Origin of the sequence: Peribacillus alkalitolerans (genome assembly GCF_010882125.1) — a bacterium.
Classification (GTDB): domain Bacteria; phylum Bacillota; class Bacilli; order Bacillales; family DSM-1321; genus Bacillus_BN; species Bacillus_BN alkalitolerans.
Map to the genome: position 1 here is coordinate 434,202 of NZ_JAAGVZ010000001.1, position 24,938 is coordinate 459,139.

26 protein-coding genes are annotated in these 24,938 nt (G+C 39.5%); all 26 read right to left on the minus strand.

Features of this window, described 5'->3' with window-relative positions; genetic code table 11:
- Position 1: 1 nt before the first annotated feature.
- The gene (gene atpF / locus G3O09_RS02090; protein ID WP_163099526.1) at positions 2–517 is read right to left on the minus strand and encodes a F0F1 ATP synthase subunit B; all 516 of its coding nucleotides are present in this window, start codon (positions 515–517) and stop codon (positions 2–4) included.
- Positions 518–693: 176 nt separating this feature from the next.
- Positions 694–918, minus strand: coding sequence for a F0F1 ATP synthase subunit C (gene atpE / locus G3O09_RS02095; protein WP_108668857.1), 225 nt, complete (start codon positions 916–918; stop codon positions 694–696).
- Positions 919–999: 81 nt separating this feature from the next.
- Positions 1,000–1,734: a F0F1 ATP synthase subunit A gene (gene atpB, locus G3O09_RS02100; RefSeq protein ID WP_163099527.1), complete on the minus strand. Its 735-nt coding sequence runs from the start codon at positions 1,732–1,734 to the stop codon at positions 1,000–1,002.
- A gap of 22 nt (positions 1,735–1,756) precedes the next feature.
- Positions 1,757–2,125 (minus strand): ATP synthase subunit I, encoded by a 369-nt coding sequence (locus G3O09_RS02105; RefSeq protein ID WP_163099529.1) that lies wholly within the window; start codon positions 2,123–2,125, stop codon positions 1,757–1,759.
- A gap of 8 nt (positions 2,126–2,133) precedes the next feature.
- Positions 2,134–2,355: an AtpZ/AtpI family protein gene (locus G3O09_RS02110; protein ID WP_163099531.1), complete on the minus strand. Its 222-nt coding sequence runs from the start codon at positions 2,353–2,355 to the stop codon at positions 2,134–2,136.
- A 235-nt stretch (positions 2,356–2,590) separates the two neighbouring features.
- Complete coding sequence (locus G3O09_RS22685) at positions 2,591–4,810, minus strand: S8 family serine peptidase (RefSeq protein WP_275898289.1); 2,220 nt, start codon at positions 4,808–4,810, stop codon at positions 2,591–2,593.
- Between the two features lie 229 nt (positions 4,811–5,039).
- A complete protein-coding gene (gene upp / locus G3O09_RS02120) occupies positions 5,040–5,669 on the minus strand; it encodes a uracil phosphoribosyltransferase (RefSeq protein WP_163099533.1) in 630 nt (209 codons plus the stop codon).
- Between the two features lie 145 nt (positions 5,670–5,814).
- Positions 5,815–7,056 carry a serine hydroxymethyltransferase gene (gene glyA, locus G3O09_RS02125; protein WP_163099534.1) on the minus strand — a complete coding sequence of 414 codons (1,242 nt, stop codon included), beginning with the start codon at positions 7,054–7,056 and terminating at the stop codon, positions 5,815–5,817.
- Positions 7,057–7,532: 476 nt separating this feature from the next.
- Positions 7,533–8,099 (minus strand): TIGR01440 family protein, encoded by a 567-nt coding sequence (locus G3O09_RS02130; RefSeq protein WP_163099536.1) that lies wholly within the window; start codon positions 8,097–8,099, stop codon positions 7,533–7,535.
- 18 nt (positions 8,100–8,117) lie between these two features.
- The gene (rpiB, locus tag G3O09_RS02135; protein WP_163099538.1) at positions 8,118–8,567 is read right to left on the minus strand and encodes a ribose 5-phosphate isomerase B; all 450 of its coding nucleotides are present in this window, start codon (positions 8,565–8,567) and stop codon (positions 8,118–8,120) included.
- A gap of 81 nt (positions 8,568–8,648) precedes the next feature.
- Positions 8,649–9,938 carry a methyl-accepting chemotaxis protein gene (locus G3O09_RS02140; protein WP_163099540.1) on the minus strand — a complete coding sequence of 430 codons (1,290 nt, stop codon included), beginning with the start codon at positions 9,936–9,938 and terminating at the stop codon, positions 8,649–8,651.
- 22 nt (positions 9,939–9,960) lie between these two features.
- A complete protein-coding gene (locus G3O09_RS02145; protein WP_205439583.1) occupies positions 9,961–10,401 on the minus strand; it encodes a low molecular weight protein arginine phosphatase in 441 nt (146 codons plus the stop codon).
- A gap of 296 nt (positions 10,402–10,697) precedes the next feature.
- The gene (locus G3O09_RS02150) at positions 10,698–11,252 is read right to left on the minus strand and encodes a manganese efflux pump MntP (protein ID WP_163099542.1); all 555 of its coding nucleotides are present in this window, start codon (positions 11,250–11,252) and stop codon (positions 10,698–10,700) included.
- Positions 11,253–11,436: 184 nt separating this feature from the next.
- Positions 11,437–12,477 (minus strand): L-threonylcarbamoyladenylate synthase, encoded by a 1,041-nt coding sequence (locus G3O09_RS02155; protein ID WP_163099544.1) that lies wholly within the window; start codon positions 12,475–12,477, stop codon positions 11,437–11,439.
- Between the two features lie 198 nt (positions 12,478–12,675).
- Entirely contained in the window at positions 12,676–13,116 is a 441-nt protein-coding gene (locus G3O09_RS02160; protein WP_163099552.1) for a GNAT family N-acetyltransferase, read from the minus strand.
- A gap of 119 nt (positions 13,117–13,235) precedes the next feature.
- A complete protein-coding gene (gene spoIIR / locus G3O09_RS02165; RefSeq protein ID WP_163099553.1) occupies positions 13,236–13,997 on the minus strand; it encodes a stage II sporulation protein R in 762 nt (253 codons plus the stop codon).
- Positions 13,998–14,383: 386 nt separating this feature from the next.
- Positions 14,384–15,247, minus strand: coding sequence for a peptide chain release factor N(5)-glutamine methyltransferase (gene prmC / locus G3O09_RS02170; protein WP_163099555.1), 864 nt, complete (start codon positions 15,245–15,247; stop codon positions 14,384–14,386).
- Between the two features lies 1 nt (position 15,248).
- Positions 15,249–16,319, minus strand: coding sequence for a peptide chain release factor 1 (gene prfA / locus G3O09_RS02175; protein WP_163099557.1), 1,071 nt, complete (start codon positions 16,317–16,319; stop codon positions 15,249–15,251).
- Positions 16,320–16,436: 117 nt separating this feature from the next.
- Positions 16,437–16,910, minus strand: coding sequence for a hypothetical protein (locus G3O09_RS02180; protein ID WP_163099558.1), 474 nt, complete (start codon positions 16,908–16,910; stop codon positions 16,437–16,439).
- A gap of 541 nt (positions 16,911–17,451) precedes the next feature.
- On the minus strand, positions 17,452–18,072 hold the full coding sequence (locus tag G3O09_RS02185; protein WP_163099560.1) for a thymidine kinase: 621 nt from the start codon (positions 18,070–18,072) through the stop codon (positions 17,452–17,454).
- Positions 18,073–18,310: 238 nt separating this feature from the next.
- Complete coding sequence (gene rpmE, locus G3O09_RS02190) at positions 18,311–18,511, minus strand: 50S ribosomal protein L31 (RefSeq protein ID WP_108668837.1); 201 nt, start codon at positions 18,509–18,511, stop codon at positions 18,311–18,313.
- Between the two features lie 170 nt (positions 18,512–18,681).
- A complete protein-coding gene (gene rho / locus G3O09_RS02195) occupies positions 18,682–19,959 on the minus strand; it encodes a transcription termination factor Rho (RefSeq protein WP_163099562.1) in 1,278 nt (425 codons plus the stop codon).
- 406 nt (positions 19,960–20,365) lie between these two features.
- Positions 20,366–21,328, minus strand: coding sequence for a class II fructose-bisphosphatase (glpX, locus tag G3O09_RS02200; protein ID WP_163099564.1), 963 nt, complete (start codon positions 21,326–21,328; stop codon positions 20,366–20,368).
- Positions 21,329–21,618: 290 nt separating this feature from the next.
- The gene (locus tag G3O09_RS02205) at positions 21,619–22,905 is read right to left on the minus strand and encodes a UDP-N-acetylglucosamine 1-carboxyvinyltransferase (RefSeq protein ID WP_163099566.1); all 1,287 of its coding nucleotides are present in this window, start codon (positions 22,903–22,905) and stop codon (positions 21,619–21,621) included.
- A 218-nt stretch (positions 22,906–23,123) separates the two neighbouring features.
- Positions 23,124–23,768: a fructose-6-phosphate aldolase gene (gene fsa / locus G3O09_RS02210; protein WP_163099568.1), complete on the minus strand. Its 645-nt coding sequence runs from the start codon at positions 23,766–23,768 to the stop codon at positions 23,124–23,126.
- 173 nt (positions 23,769–23,941) lie between these two features.
- Positions 23,942–24,799: a class II fructose-bisphosphate aldolase gene (locus G3O09_RS02215; RefSeq protein ID WP_163099570.1), complete on the minus strand. Its 858-nt coding sequence runs from the start codon at positions 24,797–24,799 to the stop codon at positions 23,942–23,944.
- Positions 24,800–24,938 lie beyond the last annotated feature (139 nt).

Here is a 24,938-nt window from a genome sequence, read left to right on the forward strand (position 1 = left end):
GTTATTCTCCTGCCTCTTTGATGTACTCATCAATCAATTTTTCTTGATCAGCTTCTGAAAGTTCTTTTTCAATCACTTTAGATGCAATAAGTACAGATAAGGAAGCAACTTGCTCACGTAGAGCTGCAACTGCTTTTTCTTTCTCCTGGACAATTTCACGCTTAGCTGATTCTTTAATACGCTCAGCTTCCATGCGTGCTGCCGAGATGATTTCTTCGCGTTGCACGTCACCTTGTTTTTTCGCGTTTTCAATAAGTTGTCCCGCTTCAACACGTGACTGTTTTAAAAGTTCACGTTGCTCTTCTAAAAGCTTGCTTGCTTCTACACGGCTAGTTTCAGCCGCTGTGATTTCACCCGCAATATGAGTTTCACGTTCTTTCATGATTCCCATTAGCGGACCAAAAGCAAATTTCTTAAGCAACGCTAACAAAATGATAAAAATGACAAGCTGGAAAATTACATCTCCACTATTAAACTGGGCACCTGCTGACCCAAGTACAAGACCACTTGTTAACACGCTCGGTTCACTCCCTTCAAGAGATTCACTTATAAAAGCTTTAAATTTTCAAAATTGTATGCTTTGAAAAGGGATTTTTAAGGTTGAATTACTTAGAAAAATTAGATTTAAAGCATAAATGAATGGCGAAGGTTCTTATGGAATGATCTTCGCCATTATTGAACATTTTAATTATCTTATTGACCCATTACGATGAATGCGATTACTACCGCGATAATAGGAAGGGCCTCAACTAATGCAACCCCGATGAACATTGTAGTTTGAAGCATACCTTTTGCTTCTGGTTGGCGAGCCATACCTTCGATTGTACGTCCTACGATAAGACCGTTACCGATACCTGCACCTAATGCACCTAGACCAACTGCGATAGCAGCTGCTATTAGACCTAATGAACCTGTCATGATAAAATTTCCTCCTTAAAAATGTAAGTTTTTTTTATGTTACAAAAAATTAGATATGTTCTTAATGAACAAATTTTATAATTAATGGTCTTGGCTCACTTTATGTGATAGGAAAACCATTGTTAACATTGTGAAAATGAATGCTTGAATTGTACCTACAAAAATACTAAACCCTTGCCATGCCAACATTGGTGGAGCAGCCATAAGTGTACCTAATATACCACTGCCAATTCCATCGCCATATCCACTTGTCGCAAGACCAGCAAGTAATCCTAATAGAATCTCACCAGCATAGATATTACCGTAAAGTCGCAGACCTAAAGTCAGCGTGTTTGCGAATTCTTCAATAATCTTCAATGGGAACATAAAGCCCATTGGTTGAAAATAAGTCTTTCCATAACCCTTTGCACCAAGCATTTTAACACCATAATAATGAGACAACCCGACTACCATTACTGCTAATGTTAAGGTAATTGCCGGATCTGCTGTCGGTGATTTCCACCACAGCTCATGTCCTATAACTACTGAGAAAGGAAGACCTAACATATTTGAAACAAATATGTACATGATTAGAGTCATCCCCAGTATTAGGAAGCGTCCACCTGTGTTCCAATCCATCGTGCTGTTGATTAAACCTTTTACGAAATCCAATACCCATTCAATAAAGTTTTGGGCTCCGCTTGGCTTCAACGCAAGACGACGAGTACACGCTACAGCAATAATGAAGACTATAAGACTGGCAATAGTTATCATCATGACGTTTGCCATGTTGAAATTCAATCCCATAAATTCCCTGATTGGAGCTTCATGATTCAACAGTATTCACCTCTCTTCTTTACTACCGTCGTAATTTTTGAATAAAAAAATCTATCATAATGACCAAATAACCAGTCATTAATCCTATAACCACACTTATCATATGAAACAGTTCAGGATATTCCATCGCTACTACCGCAGCTAAAGCCGCTACAGACATCCTAGTTAATGTGCCTAGGGAACGCATTTTTTTACCTTCTACAGCCATTTTGGTGAATTTCCTGTTCTTTTGGACCATCGACCAAAGGATGAAGAGGCTCATGGTTGTCCCAAGGATCAAACCAAGGAAGACAGTATAATAAGGACTAAATCCAGCACCTAATACATAAAACGCCAACAGAAAGTATATGTACCTTCGGGCCCTTACAAACATTAATTCTAAATCCGGCATTATATGATTTATTCTCCTGAGAAAAATTGTCGGATTGTGCGAAGTACGAAGAAAATACCTGCAGCAAGTCCTAAAAGAAGGCCTACCACTAGAAAAAGTGGCTCGGTGTCGAATCTCTGGTCAACCCATCTTCCTGAAAAGATACCGATGAGAAGAGTTCCAACTAGTTGTGAGAGAATGGCAGACATAAGTGCCATTGCTTGAAACGGATGGCGATTTTTTTGACTCATTGTGAATCCTCGCAAAAAATCAAATAGGTTGAAGATGATATGATGTGCACTTTAGTGGAAAATCAGGCGTGCACATACTTATGAAAACCCTACCATTTCACACCCTTAGTTAGCATACAATAGGCCATTTGCAATGTCAATGAGTCAAACGTGAAAAATGTCACACTTTGTCTTAATTGTACAGTTGTTCACATTTTTATCATACTTTTGTAAAAAATACCCAATTTTGTTTTTCTTATGGAATTTCTATCAGCGTTTCGATGCGATCTTCCTTATCTGCTTTTTTGGCAAAGATTATTGCATGATAGACCCCTGTTGGTGGAAGTTGCTTCTTTTCTATTTCTTTTGAAATCATGCCTCGATGCAATTTTTTGGATGAATCCAAGAACCCAATGAACCTATACGTATCTGCGTCGTATAGTGCGATTCCCATTTCATCCGCTCCGCCGGGTAGATACATTTCATACCGTAGAGAATCCTTATGGTCGCCAGCCCCTATTTCAAAGCCCATAACCCTTGGATAGTCTGGTTCTTCTTTTACATATAAATAAGGAAGATGTAAGGAGGTAGCTCCTTCCTTCACCTCTAAATAACCGTCATATATTCCCTTTTTTAATTCCGATTGGTCAATGTGAAGACCAACGTTTACCTCCTTTTTTTCGCCAGGCAACAATTTAAATGTGATAGGAAGGTTCCACGTTAAGCCTATTTCCTTCTTAGGGATTTTGAAGGAATAAAATTTTGTCTTTCGACTACTGTTTTGTACGACTAACTTTCTCCTATGCTCATCATTGCCTTTTGCATTTTCGTACATTCCAAAGGATAGCGATGAAGGATAAAAAAATGTATCCGCTCGAACTGCTTTGTCTATTTGGATTCTTCCCCCACCCTGTTCGAACGTTCGATAAAAGTCACCATGATCATTTTTAAGTTGCTTTGCCGTCGTCATCAAAGCTGATTTGAATTGCTCTGGTTTCCAATCAGGGTGTGCTTGTTTCAAAAGAGCACACGCGCCAGCCACGTGAGGAGCTGACATGCTTGTCCCTTGCATAGATATATATCCATTTGGAACAGTACTATCGATTGATACTCCAGGAGCCACAACATCAGGTTTTATATTCCAAGTGACCGTAACAGGACCTCTAGAGCTAAATGAAGCAATTTGATCAGATGTTTTCTGAAAAAATGACTTCACTTGGACCTTTCCATCCCTCTTTAACAAGGCAAGTAATCCTACTCCATCTTCCTTAGAAATAGAGACAGCTGAAATATCCACTTTTTTTGGTGTCTGTCCAAAGAAATTACCCTTTGTATTGTTATAAATGATAATTCCCTTAGCCCCAGCTTTCTTGGCATTCTGGATTTTCTCGTAAAAAGTCAATCCCCCCCGTTTTACGAGGACAATCTTTTGCTTCGCTTTTCTTAATTCGTTCTCTGCTCCGTTTCCACCGTCCACTATATCTTCTGTAAATGGAAATTCCCATGATTTAGAGCCCTCAATGGGATGAACATTTATTTTTTTCGAGTAAGCACCTATTCCTGCCTTCATGAAAGGTAGCTGCAAGGGCGGAGTGGACGCACCAACGGATATCGCTTTATCTGCAGTGCCGGGTGAACCAACTGTCCAGACGTTCGGTCCCGAGTTCCCGTTGGAAGTGACGGCTATAATTCCTTGGTCAACTGCGTTATTAAGGGCAATGGATATCGGTAAATCTGGTCCATTTACCGAATTACCTAATGACATATTCAGCACATCTACTTTATCTTGAATGGCGTAATCAATGGCCGCAATGACTTGTTCTGTATTTCCGAACCCGCCTGGACCTAAAGCTCGATAAGCATAAATTTCTGCCTCAGGCGCGACACCCATCAACTTGCCATTTGCGGCAATAATCCCCGCCACATGAGTCCCATGCTGGGTAGACAAATCCCCGGCGTTCTTCGTCTCCATCGGATCTAAATCCCCATCAACTAGATCCCTTCCCCCTTTGTAGGACCTTTGGAGATCCGGATGCATGTAATCAATCCCTGTGTCTATTACGCCTACCTTTACTCCTTTCCCAGTCAGCCTCCGATTTTGCGCATCATAATAGCCTCTAATAGCATTTCCTCCAATAAAAGGAACACTATCTTTTAGTTCTGTGTAGTAAGAAGCTACTTCAGATACTGTCTCCACCGAACGATGCTTGGCCAACTGCTCAACCTGTGCCCTTTTCCCTTTGACTGAAAAGCCTTGAAGGGCAAAAGAATAGACTTGCCGTACCTCTAGACCGTTATAAGTAGAAAGAAGTTGGTCAATTTGCTTTTTACTATTCCTTTCCTTGGTCGTAACAATCGCAATAATTTCTTCTTCCGATTGGGTAGGCAGATTAGGTATAGAAAGCATTCTGGAATATGTAAATGAAGTTGTGCTAGTTAAAAAAATTAGAATGAAAAGAAAGACCTTTTTTAGCATATTCATCCCTCCTTTCCATATCGTGTCACCTGTCACCTTTCCTATTCATGATATTCGACTTTCTCCTTAGAGAAGTTTTTCTATCATGAAGCCAGTCTGGTTTGTATTCAATATAAAACTTGCCAGGACAGAATGGAAGTTGCGCTTCGATTCGTATCTTTTCTGATCCGTTCTTAAACACAAAAAAAGATGGTTCAACAATTAGTTGAGCCATCTCACTTAAAGCAATTTATTTAGTTCCAAACAGGCGATCGCCAGCGTCTCCTAGACCTGGGACGATGTATCCTTTTTCATTCAACTTTTCGTCTAAAGCCGCGATGTAGATATCAACATCATCATGCGCTGCTTTAACCGCTTCTACCCCTTCTGGAGCTGCTATCAAGCACATGAATTTAATGTTTTTCGCTCCACGCTTCTTTAAAGAATGAATAGCTTCGATAGCAGATCCACCTGTTGCTAGCATTGGATCAACCACGATGAAATCTCTTTCTTCAACGTCACTAGGAAGCTTTACGTAATATTCAACCGGCATTAATGTTTCTGGGTCACGATATAGACCGATGTGGCCTACTTTTGCAGCAGGGATCAATTTCAGGATTCCATCAACCATCCCAATACCAGCGCGTAGGATTGGGATGATTCCTAATTTTTTACCAGAAAGTACTTTTGATTTTGCCTTGCTTACTGGAGTGTCAATTTCAACTTCCTCTAAAGGAAGGTCTCTCGTAATTTCAAACGCCATCAATGTAGCCACTTCATCTACTAGCTCACGGAATTCTTTCGTTCCAGTTGCTTTGTCACGGATGAAAGTCAATTTGTGTTGAATTAATGGATGGTCGAACACATAAACCTTTGCCATAGGGATCTCTCCTATTCATATTCATCTTCTAAACACACTTCTGTACATTTTACAGAAAAAAACAAGGAAGGGCAATAAAGAGAATGATTGATTTCTTTTTATTTCACAGAAAAACCCTCAGCTAGTTAGGCTGAGGGTCTATATATTACAGTGATGGATATAATACAAATTTACTAGAAAGAGCTTCCACTCGTTTGCTAGCTTCTTCAAGCTTGCCTTCATCTTCATGGTTTTTCAAAGCTAAACCGATGATTGCAGCGATTTCATCCATGTCTTCAAGATCGAAACCACGTGAAGTAACAGCAGCAGTTCCTATACGGATACCACTTGTCACGAATGGGCTTTCTGGATCGAATGGAATCGTGTTTTTATTGACAGTAACCCCGATATCATCCAATACCTTTTCAGCTACTTTTCCTGTTAATCCAGTGGAGCGTACATCAACTAATAGTAGGTGATTGTCAGTTCCGCCAGAAACAAGGTTAAAGCCTTCACTCACTAGGCCTTCTGCCAAGCGCTTGGAATTATCGATAATTTTTTGTGCATAGTCTTTGAAAGAACCATTCAACACTTCTCCAAAGGCAACAGCTTTTGCTGCGATCACATGCATTAATGGACCACCTTGGATTCCTGGGAAGATTGATTTATCGATTTTCTTCGCGAATTCTTCCTTACAAAGAATCATTCCACCACGTGGACCACGAAGAGTTTTATGTGTTGTAGTCGTTACAAAATCCGCATAAGGAACTGGATTTTCGTGAAGGCCAACTGCTACTAATCCTGCAATATGAGCCATATCAACCATCAAATATGCGCCCACTTCATCCGCGATTTCACGGAAACGCTTGAAATCAATCGCACGTGGATAAGCACTCGCACCTGCTACGATTAGCTTCGGCTTATGCAATTTAGCTTTTTCAAGTACATCCTCATAATTGATGACATGTGTAGTTTGATCAACACCGTATTCAACGAAATTATATTGAACTCCACTAAAGTTGACTGGGCTTCCGTGAGTTAAATGGCCGCCATGAGAAAGATTCATCCCAAGAACCGTGTCGCCTGGTTGAAGAACAGTGAAATAAACCGCCATGTTCGCTTGTGCGCCTGAGTGAGGCTGAACATTCGCATGCTCTGCGCCAAAGATTTCTTTAGCACGATTTCGAGCCAAATCTTCTACGATATCTACATATTCGCATCCACCATAATAGCGCTTAGCTGGATAACCCTCTGCATATTTATTGGTTAAAACAGAGCCCTGCGCTTCCATGACCGCTTCACTTACAAAGTTTTCAGAAGCAATTAGCTCAATTTTTGATCTTTGACGTCCAAGTTCTTGTTGAATTGCTTGAAACACTTGTTGATCTTGCTTTGCTAAATGATTCATTGCCATCCTCCTTCATCTTTCTCCGAACGCCCTCAATATCCACGCCCGCAGTCTTTCATCTTCTAGTATATCTTTTTGAAAGATTTAATCATCTATATTCTATCACGTTCGACTTCTAAGTGGTAGTATTGTCTTTTTTTCTTGAAATATTATTTTATCCAACATAATATCGAACATTATTGTATAAAAATATCATAACGTACGTCTTTTGCATATCATCCCAATTTCATAAGACCAGTTCCTCAAGTCTATCATTTCAAAATTCAGTAATTTCTAATGATCCAGTTTCTCGTAAATAGGTAGTTTATTACTGAATTGATGCTTTTTTTACCGAACTGGTCCGTGATATTACCGAAATGGCATCAGATTTTACCGAACATAAGCTTTTTATTACCAAACAGACAAATTTACGAAATTAAAATAAAAAAGCTCTGCTTCTCAGGCGTCTCACCTGCTTGAAGCAAAGCTTGTATTCTTTAACAACTTTCATTTGAAGGGACTTTCTCATAGACGGCTCTAGTTCCACCAATTAATTTCGGACGGCTATACGCCATGGTCACATGAGCATGTCCGATATTCTTTTGTGAACTTCGAACAGGTACTGCTACTGGCTTTAGATGCATACCGATAAAGGTGTCACCGATATCAATACCCACATCAGCCTTGATGGACTCGACTACCACTGCACCATTTAGTCGTTCAAAAGCTGTTGTGCCCAAGGCTCCCCCAGCATTTCTGACAGGGACAACGCTGACTTCTTCATATCCATATTTCTGCGCAGATGCGGCAGTAATCACTAGTGCCCGATTTAAGTGTTCACAGCATTGAAAAGCGAGCTGGACACCTGTTTTCTCATGAAAATCATGTAAAACGTTAAAGATAGAGCTGGCTATCTCCATTGTCCCTGCCGTCCCGATTCTCTCACCTGCTATTTCACTTGTACTACAACCAATCACTAGCAGTTTTTTATCGTTAAAATCAACGGATTTCGCTAAATCATCGAGTATTTGTCGAAGTTGTTGAGTTAGCAAATCTTGATTCATGAAAAACATCCTCCTTTTTTATGAAAGGTTTTGTTCCTCATAACTACAGATTTTTCCAACTCGATTCGCATGACGGCCACCTTCGTATTCCGTCATTAGCCATGTCTTAGCGATTTCTCTAGCCAATCCAGCACCAATCACTCTTTCTCCCATTGCTAGCATATTGCTGTCATTATGTTCACGAGTAGCCTTAGCACTGAACACATCATGGACCAAAGCACAGCGAATGCCTTTTACTTTGTTCGCAGCAATGCTCATGCCAATTCCAGTGCCACAAATAAGGATTCCACGGTCAAACTCCCCGTTCGCGACCTTTTCAGCAACCGGCAGGGCGTAATCCGGATAATCCACGGATGTATCACATTCACAACCAAAATCCTCGAACTCTATATTCATTTCTTTCATCAACGCTTTAATTTCTTCACGGATATTTAATCCTCCGTGATCTGATGCAATTGCAACCTTCATGCCATGTCCTCCTTTTCGTTAAGCCAAAGTTATTATTCCCTATCTTATCAGAAAAGCTGACATTTGGTCCCATTTTATAGCTTATACTCGAAATCTTGTAATGGTTTGCTTTAATTTTTCAGCTTGTCCTTGAAGTTCATTTGCAAGAACCTCTACATTCGCAATCACATTGGTTTGCTCATGTGTGGAAGCAGAGACCTCCTCTGCACCTGCAGATGTTTCTTCCGCGATTGCAGCGACTTCCTGAGATTGACTGGATGTTTCTTCAATACATTCCATTTGTTTATCCACTAGAACTGTAATGTCCTGCACTGCCGCTGCAACACTATGAATCGTTTCTGTCATTTCAGCGATGACTCTTGTTGAATCAGATCCTTTTTTCGCCTCAGTATTTGCCGTTACAACCTGTTCACTGATTTGTTTTACGACAGATTGGACATCATGTTGGATATTCTGAATCAATGAAGAAATACCTTGAACTGCCTTTGCACTTTCATCAGCCAGCAAACGAACCTCTTCCGCAACGACGGCAAAGCCTTTTCCATGTTCCCCAGCACGCGCGGCTTCAATGGAAGCATTTAATGCCAACAAATTGGTTTGTGCAGCGATATCTCCTACCAATTGAATGATTTGTTCAACTTTCTTTGCATTATCCTCTAAACGTTTAACTGCCACTAATGATTCTTGATTTTCTTCCGCTAATTTTTGGATCCCCATAATCAATGAATGAATCGCTTCTTTGCTAGTTGATAGTTCTGAAAGCATTTCATTAGAAGTAACGGAAGACGTATTTGCCTTATTTTGTACTTCTTTTGCAATTGTGATGATATCCTCTACGGATTCAGCTGTATTTTGGATAGAAATGGCCGAGCTATCAGCTCCTAATGAAATTTCCTGGATGGTGCGAGAGATATTTTCCGCCTGCTCAGCAGCTTGTGAAGATTCTTTAGAAATTGCAATAACCTTTTCATTTGTCTCACGGAAATTTTCATCAATACTTTGAACCATACTTCTTAAGTTGAAGAGCATATGATTGAAAGCAATGCCCAGTGAACGGATTTCATCATCTGATTTAGAGAGCTCTAAATCTTCTCTGATGTCACCTTCAGCTGCTTTTAATGCCACTTTTTCAAGCTTTTGCAACGGCTTAATTATGAAACCAGCTGCAAAATAAGCTAGTACCCCTGACCAGAATATCCCCAGTCCTAGAGTGATAATGGAAAACACACCTTCATTCATTCCACTAAAAAATATTGGATGGACATAAGAAATAAATAATCCACTTGTCGAGTATGTAATAAGTGCTAAAACCGTAATGAACAAGGCAAGTTTTTTTCTAAGCCCAAATTTGAAATGCTTTTTCTCCTCCACAGTCATTCTCCCCTTAATGAAGTTACTTCATTTTTTCTATTAGTTTATCTACTAGGTCCTTCAGCTCATCAAAGGTTTGCGCATAGATTTTCTTTGACCCGCCGAAAGGATCAAAAACGTCCTTATTATATTCATCGGTTGAAACAAATTCTTTTACAGTGAATATTTTGTCTTGGGCATTAGGAAACATCTGTGAGATAGCGTTTTTATGTCCCTCTGTCATAGTCAGAATATGAGTTGCCCATTCCAAATCCTCTTCGCTCAATAAACGTGAAGCATGATTATGAGGAATTTGGTTGTCATCTAGGACTTCCTTTGCATATCGGGAAGCAGGTTGCCCATGGCTTGCATACACTCCAGCCGACTTGACCTCTACACCTGGAATGTTCTTGCTTTTTAAGATGGCTTCTGCCATAGGACTTCTGCATGTGTTTCCTGTACAAACAAATAAGACTCGATTCATAATAATAAGAACCTCCTGTAAAAGTAGTATAAATTATCCAAACTTCTTTCTATACCCCTATTATACCTTCGCACCTATATTTCCACTTAGTCTTTCTTGATAATCATGCATGAATATTGGCTTTTTTAATTGTGTCAGAATTAGCAAGATTTAGGGGCTTAGGACTAAATTAGAAAACTCGCCGATTGGCGAACAAAAGGCATACGTTGCACGCATACTTTATTCCTCAGCCAATTTATACTTTCTTAAAAAACAAAAAAGATTACCGACGTAAATTCGGAAATCTTCAGAAGTGATTATAATGGTAACAAAAGTTTAATTCCAAAAACTATAAGGATGCTTCCCCCTACGAATTCACTATATTTCCCCGCAAAACCTTGTACTTTCTTTCCAAGGATCAATCCAGCCCATGTAAAAGTCGTTGCGGCAAGTCCAAAAAATAATACAGTAACCAAGGTTCGTGCTCCATAAATCCCTAATGTCAATCCAACTGAAAAACTATCAAGGCTCACACTTAACGCAAACAAGACTAAGCCTATTCCCACAGGCGCAAGAATCGTTTCCTCTTCTTCTTTAAAGCCTGTAATAAACATTTGAACGCCCATGATAATCAACAGGATGCCCCCGGCATATGAGGCAAACATTCCAAACTGATCTGATAAGAAGCGTCCTGTTGCCATTCCCAATAACGGCATCCATATATGAAAGAAACCGACCGTGAGGCCAATAATAAATATCCTTTTAAGCCTTAATTTGAACATCCCCATACCTAAACCAATTGAGAATGCATCCATGCTTAATGCAAAAGCCATGACTAATAGCGTAAGTGCTTCACCGACTACTGTATTCAATGCCCTACCCCCTTGGACGTGCCTACATTTAACTTATGTTCGTCCAAGGGGAAATAGAATAATTTGGTTAAGAGATTGAAATACACATCGCCTAAAAAAAACAACACATGATAGAAATCCTTGTTCCGTCATGTGTCAGAAATTCATTATTTTGTTCAATGGATGCTTGGTAATCCATTTTTTCTTATTCCACAATAATCCGATGCCCCGCTGCTTTCATCAGACGGTTCATAATCGCTTGTCCGATTCCTTCTTCAGGGAAAACTTCGCCAAAAATCACATCCACATGATAATCATCAAAATTCCGCAAAGCTTCGTATAGTTTAGAGGCCACTGTTTCCAATTGAGCAGCTGTCCCAACCGTTTCAACATGGTCAGCCTGATAAAAGGACTTATTTTCTTCAGTCGTTAAAACGCCTACCTGTAGTCCTTTTTCCTGCGCCTCGTCAATTTGCTTTTGGATGAAAGAACGATGTCCTTTAACTAAAGTCAACGGCGCAGATGGAGCATAATGAGTATATTTCATTCCAGGCGATTTAGGTGTTTCCTTTTCATTTGCAAGAGCTGCATCGAGTCTCACTTCCCCAACAGCATCCTCGAGCTGTTCCATCGTGATGCCCCCTGGTCTCAAAATGACAGGAATGGCCTCTGAACAATCCACGACTGTGGATTCCAACCCCACTCCTGTTTCCCCGCCATCCACAATTCCAGCTATTTTTCCGTAAAGATCCCGTTTTACATGATCAGCTTGAGTCGGGCTAGGCTTACCAGATGTATTTGCACTTGGAGCCGCTATCGGCAGGCCACTTTCCTTGATTAAAGAATAAGCAACCGGGTGATCTGGCATACGTACTGCCACAGTATCTAACCCTGCAGTCACAAGCTTTGAAAGACCCTCTTTTTTCTTAAAGATTAACGTTAATGGACCTGGCCAAAATCTCTCCATTAATATTTCTGCATGATGACCAATTTGTTCTACCAACATTGGAAGTTGTTCTCTTTCCGCAATGTGGACAATCAGTGGATTATCACTAGGACGCCCTTTCGCTTTGAAAATTTTCTCCACTGCTTCATCACAAGTTGCATCTGCTCCTAGGCCATAAACCGTTTCTGTAGGAAAAGCTACCACTTCTCCCTTCTTTAATAGCTGAGCTGCCTGTGATATTTGTGGATTATTTTCACTTTTATCCACATAGTTATCCACTTTCCACATTTTTGTTTCCACTTTATCTACACCTTCTATCATTCACTGATATATATTTTTCGAGTTACGAATTATATTGATTTATTAACCTTTCCTATTTTATCATACCTATTTTGGGAGAAAAGTATAAAGTAATGCTTGACAATAAAAAAGTTGTTATCCACAAAATGTGGATAACAACTCGTAAATAGTGGATAACTTTGTGGATATTTACATCCTTTATAGAGTTATCCCCATAAAAAAGATGTTTTCATGGTCATTTAGGCTAGCAACATGAGTGGATGAAAGAATATCCTCAGGAAGCTGGTCTTTTTCAAATGATTCAAAACCTATCGCTTGGAACAATGCTCTACTATTGGAATGATGGCTAGCAAGAAATAATCGAGATATTCCGTTTTGATGGGCAATCAATAATGTTTGCTGAAGAAATGCAGGAATCTTGTTGGGAGTGAAGCCCGGGGAAAAAACAAAAGACCTTAACAATCCGATTTCCCCAAAGCGCTCGATCCCAATAGTTGCTATGATTTTTTTCTCCACATCCTCCAGTAAAAAATAATCTGTGGATAGATTGTGTACAGCATCTGTAGACAATCCTGCTTCTTTAATAAAATCTATCAATCCTGCTCTATCACCACTATCCGCCTTCCTCATCACCATCATCGTTCATTCTCCTCCTTATTCTTCTCTTCTATTAACTACTCTATGAATTCACTCGTATACAATAGAACAAAAAATAGAGAAAGGGAAACGGGGTGTGACCCCATTTCCCTTTTTTTAGATTAGAATATGTCTTTGAATAGCTCGAAGAGAAAGAATTTTCTTTCCATTGGCTGTGTGTTTTCTTGTACAAGTAGCTCGCTCTCTGTATTTTGGCTTTCATCGGGTTGCTTTTCTTCCTCATCTTCTCGTTCACTATCGTCTAGGTTGCTAGTAACAGGTGTTGTCTCTTCTTCAGGAGAATCCACAGCCTTATCCACAGTTTCGATTACTCCTGTTTCTTGATCTTCAAATGAACCCTGTGTTACGGCCGTTCCACTCGAGAAATCCAAGAAGCATAGAGGTGGGAATAGTACGCACCACCAGTTGGCACCTTTTCCTTCTCCCAGTGTGATTACGATGGCTTCATATTCTCCAGCAGGATACAAGTATTGACCGTATAACTTAGTCGGGAAGTTCGCTTTTCCAAATGAGACATTCACGCTTTGATTCAACTTGAATTCTTGTAGTTTTTCCTTCGCACGGTTTTCTACTTCAGGCAAGTGTTGCTGAATAACCGTTCTCGCATCCTCTAAGCTTGTTAAGTCCTTCACCCAATTTGTGATATCTGCATTCACAGCATCTCGGATTGCTCTTTTTACCTCTTGGTCATTGTGGTTATCACTGTTTGCTAGAATACGGAGTCGGATTGCTTCCTTTGGAATGACCACCGTTTCTTCCATGGCATTTACATGTTCTTGTTTAGGCATATATAAACTTATAATTGTTCCAATTGTTAAGATAACTAAATATAATGCTGAAAGGTATTTTTTATTTATCTTCATGTTTATCTCTCCTCCCTTACAGCACTAAGTCTAGTCAAAAATCACTTATCTTAAACTAGTAAAATACAAAATTTTTTTAGGTTACAAATAAAAATGGGAAATGGACTCTTATGCTTTTGAAATCTACTATTCTATTATTTTTTTGAATCATTAAATGGCTTTGTTAAACTAAACTATGATTTTCGCTTCAGACGCTCGCTTTTCTCGTTGGACATTGAAACAGTATCCTCGAATAAAAACTGCCCGAAGGAAATACGAATGCATTTTCGAAAAGTCTCGCACCTTCCACTCCGACCAACACAGTGCAAAATCAACAATGAGCTTAACATAGCCTGCAAATAAAAATGGGAAATAAGGTCTGACCCCATTTCCCATAAAAATTACTCTTAAGATTTAATTTCCGCAAAAACCATTCTGTCTTTTCCGTTGATATCAAATTCGACAGATACTACAGCTGTAGGAAAAGTTGTTTGAAGCATGGATTTTACAGCTTCTCCTTGTCCTGCACCTACTTCAAAACCGATAAGTCCTGGAACGTTAATCACACTCGGTAATTGTTCCATAAATCTTCTATATAAATCGAGTCCGTCTTCTCCTGCAAACAATGCACGGTGTGGCTCGTGCTCTGTTACGACAACCGACATCTCTTCCATATCACCAAGAGGAATATATGGCGGGTTGGATAAGATGATATCAAACCTTTTTCTTTTATCGATAAAAGGAACAAGCAAATCTCCTTCTACAAAAGTCAATTCAGCCTCTAAAGCATTTGCATTGTTTTTAGCTACTTCCAATGAAGGTGCTGCAATGTCACTGACAGTTACTTCAAGCTTTGGGTTCTCCAATTTCATCGTAATCCCGATTGCACCACTACCGGTCCCAACATCGAGCAAAGCTAGATGTTCCTGTGACTCCCATATGGAGGTGATTTTCTTAAGCGTATGGTATACCAGCTCTTCCGTTTCTGGTCTCGGAATTAGCACTTCTTCATTTACGTCAAAACGGCGACCATAAAATTCCTCATGCCCAATGATATATTGGATAGGCATTCCTTTCACATGCTCATGAACAGATTGTTCAAACTCCGTCCATGCTTCCTCAGGAATAAAATCCTGCATGCTAGCGAAAAGTCGAGAACGCTCCATGCTTAAAATATGCCTAAGTAACAATTCCCCTGCATTTTCATCGCGATTTTGTTCTTTTAAAAAAGAAGAAGCCCAATTGAGGGCTTCATATATCTTCTTGGTCATCTTACTCACCTGCGTTTTGAAGCTTGTCGGATTGATCGACTAAAATAAGTGCATCTAACACTTCATCTAGCTTACCTTCCATAACTTGATCAAGCTTTTGAATCGTTAAGCCAATTCGGTGGTCAGTTACACGGTTTTGTGGGAAGTTATACGTACGAATACGTTCAGAACGATCCCCTGTTCCCACTGCAGACTTACGGTTTTGATCATACTCAGCTTGCGCCTCTTGTTGGAATTTATCATAAACACGAGCACGCAAAACTTTCATCGCTTTGTCTTTGTTCTTGTGCTGGGATTTTTCATCCTGACACGAAACCACGATTCCAGTTGGGATATGTGTTAAACGAACAGCTGACATGGTTGTATTAACACTCTGTCCACCTGCTCCTGAAGAAGCAAATGCATCAAAACGAATATCTTTGTCATGAATTTCAACTTCCACTTCTTCTGCTTCTGGTAAAACAACCACAGTAGCAGTGGATGTATGAATACGTCCGCCTGACTCTGTTTCAGGTACACGTTGAACACGGTGTGCGCCATTTTCAAATTTTAACTTCGAATAAGCACCTTGTCCATTGATCATGAAGATGATTTCCTTGTAACCGCCTAATCCTGTCGCATTGGATTCAATAACCTCCGTCTTCCATCCTTGAACCTCTGCATAACGGCTATACATACGATACAAACTTCCCGCGAACAAAGCAGCCTCGTCTCCACCTGCAGCACCGCGAATCTCCATGATAACGTTTTTGTCATCATTCGGATCTTTAGGCAATAATAAAACCTTCAGCTTTGCTTCAAGCTCTTCCATTGATTCTTCAAGCTCACTGATTTCTTGCTTCACCATTTCACGCATTTCTGCATCGAGCTTTTCTTCTAGCATTGATTTAGCTTCTTGTAATTGCTCACGGAATTCTTTATATTCACGATACACATGAACCGTTTCTTGAATAGTAGATTGTTCCTTCGAATATTCTCTTAATTTCTTTGGGTCATTAACGATTTCTGGATCACTTAAAAGCTCATTCAATCTTTCGTAACGATCCTCAACCGATTGCAAACGATCTATCACAATGTTTCACCTCGAATTTTTTCCATACCTCTCACTATTATAGTACACATAAATTGTTATCGTCAAAATTCCCTGTATGTAAAATCCCCTGCCAAAAGTTGACAAGGGATTTGAAGCTTATCTAGATCTTTGTTCTTCCAATTTCACTTCAATGTTATACTCCGGTAATGCTTTCGTTAAAGCACTATGGAGCCTAGCCTCTTTATTCCTTTTATCCTCAACCGATTTAAACAATTTTTTGCTATAGGCATTCACCCATAAATCATTGCCATTTAGCGTAATCGGTCCTGGAACAAATGGTGTTTTTTCCAATACAACCAATCTGGCAGTATTTACATCTGCGTTTTGTGCAGCATTATACTCTCCTGCGCTTAAAGGGTAAGGGTTGTTTTGCGCATATGGATTAAGGGTTGGATCATAACTTCTTTCTGGATTATAACGTATCCCACCATCTTCATAAGCATTTGGTCTATTTGTAATTAAACGTGTACCATTTTCATCCTGAAGTCTATTTTCATGAGCGTTATTATTGATACCACAAGCTGAAAGGAAAATTACTGACATCAGTGATACTGTTAGCATTTTGTGCATGTCACGCACCTCCTGCTATTAGCTTTTCCTCTTTTAATGAAGGGGCTACAATGCAATTTTAGCCAAAAGATAATGCACTGAAGGAAGCATCAAATATATAAATTTTAGGGACCTTTAGTGGTACCTAACACCCAAATGGTCCAATCTAAAGTTGAAATACTAAAATTTATCTTATTTTGTTTAGGCCTTGGCTCAGATTTGTCGAAAAATCGATATTTTTGGATTATCGATTTTATTTTGGCCGTTTCGATTTTATTTTTCCCGGTTCGAATGTATTTTTCCCAGTTTCGATAAAAAAGTGGACTACTTCTAAAAACAGCAGTAGATAATGGGTTTTAACATAGAATTGATGATGAAAGTGCATGAATTGAGATAAAGGTCCACATTTAATAGGTTTTCTTTTCGTTTTTATTGACCAACGCTTAAAATAACCGAATAAAATCAAAACCTATAAAATAATTCAGTTACATATCTCTTCCCTATCTTGCAGCCGAACTACCGATACAATAAAAAAAGACCCTTATAATAAGGATCTTTTGGGCTAAATGGTTTCTTTCATTGCTTTTGTTTGCACTGTTTCAGCCGTTTTGCCAGGCACCTCATGGTGGTGACGGCAACGAGGTTCGTATGCCTCTGAAGCCCCAACAAGAATGATGGGTTCGTCATAAGAAGCTGGATTCCCATTAATCAACCTTTGAGTCCGGCTAGAAGGTGATCCACATACAGCGCATACCGCTTGTAGCTTTGTAACTAATTCAGCTAAAGACATAAGCTTAGGTACGGGTCCAAAAGGCTCTCCCCTAAAATCCTGGTCAAGGCCTGCTAAAATGACACGGTAGCCACTATCTGCTAGATGTTGGGCAACTTGGACAATTTCTTCATCAAAAAATTGGACCTCATCAATCGCAATTACGTCAATATCCTCACTGATAAATTTAAAAATATCAGTAGATTTTGCGATTGACATTGCCATTACTGAAGTGCCATTATGAGAAACGACTGCTTCTTCCGCATATCGATTATCTATCGCTGGCTTAAACACAACTGTTTTTTGTTTGGCAAATTGTGTTCTGCGTACTCTACGGATTAATTCTTCGGATTTTCCTGAAAACATACTTCCACAAATCAGTTCCATCCAACCTGTTTGTTTCATTACATACATGAATGAGACCTCTCCCTTCCTATGTACCCTATTGGAAAGCTGAAGCGTCATACGACCAAACCAGCTTATATATATTAGAAAAGTGTAAATACAACATGGTCCTTTATTAAAGCAGACCACATATCTGTATTTACCACTAAAAAATCGAAATAAAGCTTAATATTTATATAAAATTCCCTTTAAAGCAGTAAAAAAACAGGCAAGGGGTTTAGTTCTTGCCTGTTTTAAAAGTTTAAAATTATTTAATACCGTATTTTTTGTTGAAACGGTCAACACGGCCGCCAGCTTCAGCGAACTTCTGACGTCCAGTATAGAATGGGTGACACTCGTTACAAGTCTCAACGCGCATTTCTTTAGCTACTGAGCCAGTTTCAAATTCGTTACCACAAGCACATTTAACAACTAACTTATTGTAATTTGGATGAATTCCTGCTTTCATTCTTTTCATCTCCTTCCGCCCTGAATCATACTGAAACAGAGTTATATGCACTAATAAAGTGATATTAGCTTTTCACATATTTTTGTAAAACATACTATTAGATTATAGCAAGGTCAATTTCATTTTGCAATAGTATGCATGCATAGGAAAAACCTACATTTTTTCAAAAATCAAGATCCTCGCTTAGAGGTATTGTTCTTCATCTCATCTTCCAACATAGCAAAAAATTCTTCATTGCTCTTTGTCTGACGTAGCTTACGAAGGAAACGTTCTGCGAAATCAGGAGTATCTGACATCGTTTTGCGAATTGCCCAAAGCTTATCGAGATGATCTTTTTGTATCAACAATTCTTCTTTACGTGTTCCAGATCGACGGATATCAATTGCTGGGAAGATTCTTCTTTCTGCTAATTGACGATCTAGATGAAGCTCCATATTACCCGTTCCTTTGAACTCTTCATAGATAACGTCATCCATTCTTGAACCTGTGTCAATCAAGGCTGTCGCCAATATTGTCAAGCTTCCGCCTTCTTCAATATTACGGGCTGCACCAAAGAAACGCTTAGGTCTATGGAATGCAGCTGGATCAATACCACCAGATAACGTTCTTCCGCTTGGTGGAATGACCAAGTTGTAAGCACGTGCTAAACGAGTGATACTATCCATTAAGATAATTACATCACGTTTATGCTCCACAAGGCGCATCGCACGTTCCAATACTAATTCTGCTACTTTAATATGATTTTCAGGCACTTCATCAAACGTCGAACTTACCACATCACCAGCAACAGAACGTTCAATGTCTGTAACCTCTTCCGGACGCTCATCAATTAAAAGGACAATCAATTCAGCTTCAGGATGGTTCGTTGTAATGGCATTCGCAATTTCCTTTAGAAGCATGGTTTTACCTGCTTTAGGAGGAGCGACGATTAAACCACGCTGTCCAAAACCAACTGGAGCAATTACGTCCATGATACGAGTTGATAAGTTCTTCTGTGTTGTTTCGAGCTTGATTTGGCGGTTCGGATATAAAGGAGTCAATCCAGGGAAATGGACTCGTTCCTTTGCTGATTCCGGGTCATCTCCATTTACTGCCTCAACATGCAGGAGTCCGAAATAACGCTCATTTTCTTTAGGTGGACGTACCTTACCTGATACCTTATCTCCATTTCGCAAATCAAAACGACGAATCTGTGACGCAGAAATATAGATATCTTCAGAACTAGGGGAGTAATTGATTGGCCTTAAAAAACCAAATCCTTCAGAAGGAATAATTTCAAGTACACCTTCCATGAAAAGAAGTCCATCTTGTTCGGCTTGTGATTTTAAAATAGAGAAAATCAATTCTTTTTTCGTTAATTTGCTGTAGTAAGAAATCTTATATTCTTTCGCCAGCTCGTACAGCTCTTTTAATTTCATATGTTCAAGCTTAGAAATCGTTAAATTCATCGTGACACCACTCTTTTTTATTTTGAGAAATCATTCAAATACAAACAGTCGATTGAAAAAAATGCAAGCGTAATTGCACCTCGGTCTTTACCAAAGGCTAGGAATCTAATTCAATCTTTTAATGTTTAAATAAAGGAATTTGTTTTTCTTTTTAAAGAAGACAATATTGAAGGAAAACTATACAACTCTTGAAGGGTTGGAGTAATTTTGAGTATAGAACTCTGTTCCACAAATACATAACCCATTTACTGCTTGTCATTTATTCGGGGAAGTTTCACTCTATTGTACTTTTTTCAAGGAGAATATTCAACTTAAATGTTGAAGCGAGCATATCACAGCTCGCTTCAAACTTGCTATTTTATTACTATCGTCAAGATTGACCAACATTAAACCTGACAGTCACTCTTTATTTGATTACCAAATTCGGTTTTTTCTTTAGACTATGACGACCATCGATAAAACGGACAGTTCCAGACTTAGCACGCATAACTAGTGAGTGTGTTTCTCCATAGTTGGCTTTGTACTGCACCCCACGTAAAAGTTCACCGTCAGTGACACCAGTAGCAGCAAAAATGGCATCGTCGCCACGTACGAGGTCTTCCATTAGCAAGATTTTATTGGTATCTAAGCCCATTTTCACGCAACGCTCTGCTTCAGCATCGTTTTGTGGAAGTAGCTTACCTTGAAGTTCTCCTCCTAGGCATTTTAATGCTACTGCAGCAATTACTCCCTCTGGAGCTCCTCCAGAACCAAAAAGGATGTCAACACCTGTCTGATCGAACGCTGTATTAATGGCACCCGCAACGTCTCCATCATTAATCAGCTTGATTCGGACACCTGCATCTCGCAAGATTTGAATAAGTTCCGCGTGTCTTGGTCTATTCAATATTGTTGCTACAACATCTTGAATATCCTTGTTTTTCGCTTTTGCAACTGCTCTTACGTTGTCCAGAACTGGAGCGTTAATATCAATTAGACCCACAGCTTCAGGCCCAACTGCGATTTTTTCCATATACATGTCTGGTGCATGCAACAGATTTCCGTGATCAGCAACAGCCAACACTGCTAACGCATTCCAACCACCTGAAGCAACGATATTCGTCCCTTCCAATGGATCTACAGCCACGTCCACTCTAGGGCCATATCCAGTCCCTAATTTTTCACCAATGTAAAGCATTGGTGCTTCGTCCATTTCACCTTCGCCAATTACAACTGTCCCTTTCATAGGAATAGTATCAAAAACATCTCTCATTGCAGAAGTTGCAGCACCATCTGCCTCATCTTTTTTTCCTCGTCCCATCCAGCGAGCTGAAGCTAATGCAGCTGCTTCTGTAACGCGAACAAGTTCCATTGATAAACTTCTTTCCATTCTGATTTCCTCCTAAACGAAACGATATAGAAAAGCACAAGGTACATGCGCTTAATAATCCGTATAACACATTGACGAATATATTGTAGCACAATAGTGCAGATTAGTAACAGGTAAACAAGATTTTTTTAATGGAAGTGTTAAACATTTAATAGAAAGCTCTGTTGAAGCTCATTGTTGATATAGCACTTTGGTAATTGGAGCGGAATTCAACAAGTTTAACATAACCTAAAATACATAAGAAAAACCTATCCTCAAAATATGTTTGAAAATAGGCTCAACTTATATCATCAAGAGCTCTTCAGTTGTTCCACTTCTTCTTCAGTCATTTTTTCACGCCACACTGTAGCCCCTAATCCATTGAGCTTGTCCACTAGATGGCTGTAGCCTCTATCGATATGTTCTAAGCCTGTAATCTCAGTGATTCCTTCTGCCATTAGACCAGCAATGACAAGGGCTGCACCTGCTCGAAGGTCACTAGCTTTCACTTTTGCACCTTGGAGTTGAATAGGACCATTGATGATAGCAGATCGTCCTTCTACTTTGATGTTCGCATTCATTCGACGCAATTCGTCAATGTGCTTGAAGCGGGCACCATAGATGGTATCCGTCACCACACTGGAACCTGTTGCCTTCGTCAATAAAGTAGTAAACGGTTGCTGCAAGTCAGTCGCAAAACCTGGATAGACCAAGGTTTTAATGTCGACAGATTTGAAGGATGGACCTGGTGAAATAAAGACTTGATCATCCCTTGTTTCGATACTGACACCCATTTCCCTTAGCTTTGCAATCAATGATTCTAAATGCTGCGGAATGACATTATCGATAAGGATGCCTTCTCCGACTGCAGCTGCCATAATCATAAACGTTCCTGCTTCTATACGATCAGGAATGATGGTATGACGGCAGCCCTGAAGGCTGTCTACACCATCAATACGAATAATATCGGTTCCAGCCCCTTTGATTTTGGCACCCATATTCGTTAGTAAAGTGGCCACATCAATGATTTCAGGCTCCTTCGCCGCATTTTCGATAATTGTACGCCCTTTAGCACGGACGGCAGCAAGCATGATATTGATAGTAGCACCTACGCTTACCACATCAAGATAAATCTTTGCGCCTCTTAGTTCGTCAGCACGTAGATAAATCGCACCTTGTTCGTTTGTCACTTGAGCCCCAAGTGCTTCAAAGCCTTTTATATGCTGATCGATTGGTCTTGGACCTAAATAACATCCTCCAGGGAGCCCGATGACCGCTTTTTTAAAGCGTCCAAGCATGGCACCCATTAAATAATAAGAAGCACGGAGTTTTTTCACGCGACCATTTGGAAGGGGCATTGGAATCATGGTGCTCGGGTCGACTCTCATTTCCCCATCGCTAAATGAAACCGTACCGCCAATTTCTTCTAATAATCCTTTTAAGATTTCAACATCCGAAATTTCTGGCAATCCTTCAATCGTAACTGGGGAATCTGCCAGAATGGTTGCTGGAATTAAAGCCACTGCACTATTTTTTGCACCACTTACACGAATGGTTCCTTTAAGAGGGTAACCGCCTGCAATCTTAAGCTTTTCCATATTATACTCCCTTCTGCGTAAAGCCGTTCGAAAGTGAAATTTATTACCATCTTCATTTATATCCATGTTTTACCAACAAATTCAAACATAATTTGACATTATTCTTATCTATATAGTTTACACAAAATTCTTATTCTCATGTAAATTTTGATAAAAAATTTTAAAATGAGGATATAGTAACAATATTCGAACGGTTTATACAGAAAGATTCCCTTACATTATGATCTTCCTGCCCAATCCTTTAAGAATGCTTCTATACCTTTGTCTGTCAATGGATGGTGGAACATACCCATAATCACTTTAAATGGTACCGTCGCGATATGTGCCCCTTTTAATGCCGCTTCCGTCACATGCATTGGATGGCGGATTGATGCAGCGATAATCTCTGATTCAATTCCATGAATAGCAAAAATATCGGCAATATCAGAAATAAGTTTCAATCCATCTTGACCAATATCATCCAATCTCCCTAAAAATGGTGAAACATATGTAGCCCCAGCACGCGCAGCCATCAAGGCTTGGTTAGCACTAAAGATCAATGTTACATTCGTTTTGATTCCTTTTTCAGTAAAGGTCTTGACTGCCTTTAAACCATCTGGTGTCATTGGAACTTTAATGGTGATATTTGGAGCAATCGCGGCTAATTCTAGGCCTTCCTTAATCATCCCATCATAGTCTAGTGCAATGACTTCCGCACTTACGGATCCAGCTACTAATTCTGTGATTTCCTTTAATCTCTCAGGAAACGAAATATTTTTTTCCTTGGCTACTAATGATGGATTTGTAGTAACCCCAGATAAAAGACCAAGTTCATTTGCCTCACGAATTTCATCTATATTTGCAGTATCAATAAAAAATTTCATCTCTATACCTCCAAAATATGTTCTTTTGTCTTTTTTATTATTAGCTTAGTTACTCGTAAACTTTCTATTTACTTCAACACACAGCTACATCTAAGCTGACAATGCTGATAGGACGAAGGAAACCGCCTGTATGGGGCGGTTTCAAAAATCATCATTAAATTTAAGTATTTGGATTAAGCTTTACCACTTGAACCGAATTCACGCATTTTACCGATAACTGTTTCTTTGATCGCGTCACGACCAGGGCCGATATATTTACGTGGATCATAAGCTTCAGTATTAGAGCTTAATACTTCTCTTACAGCTTTTGTAAATGCAATTTGGTTTTCAGTATTTACATTGATTTTGGACGTACCTAAAGAAATAGACTTTTGGATGTCTTTAGTAGGGATTCCAGTTCCGCCGTGTAATACTAATGGAATGCCCGTTAAATCACGAACCTCTTCCATTTCTTTAAAGCCTAAGTTAGGCTCACCTTTGTAAGGTCCGTGAACGGAACCTAATGCAGGCGCAAGGCAATCGACACCTGTTTGCTTCACTAACTCTTGACATTCTTTTGGATCAGCATAGATTACGCCATCCGCGATGACATCGTCTTCTTGGCCACCAACTGTACCAAGCTCAGCCTCAACAGAAACTCCTTTAGAATGAGCAAGTTCAACCACTTTTTTAGTAGTGGAAACATTTTCTTCAAAAGGACCGTGGGAAGCATCGATCATTACGGATGTAAACCCTGCTTCAATCGCTTCTTTACACTTATCATAGCTTGATCCATGATCAAGGTGAATTGCAACTGGTACTGTTATTTTCATATCTTCCAACAGACCTTTTACCATCATAACCGTCGTTTTGAACCCACCCATGTGGCGAGCAGCACCTTCGGATACACCTAGGATAACCGGAGATTTCTCCTGTTCTGCTGCAGCAAGAATAGCTTGAGTCCATTCAAGGTTATTAATGTTGAATTGGCCTACTGCATACTTTTCTTTTAATGCTTTGTTGAGCATGTCAGTCATTGAAACTAAAGGCATTTTATTTCCTCCTTGTAGTAGAAACTATCCAAAGTGCTGTAAGGTGTAAGATCCCCTTTTCAATTTTCCCTAAAAAGAAGAATCCCTATACTAACCTTTTATAAGCCCTACAAAAAATACACCTTTAGCATATCAATTG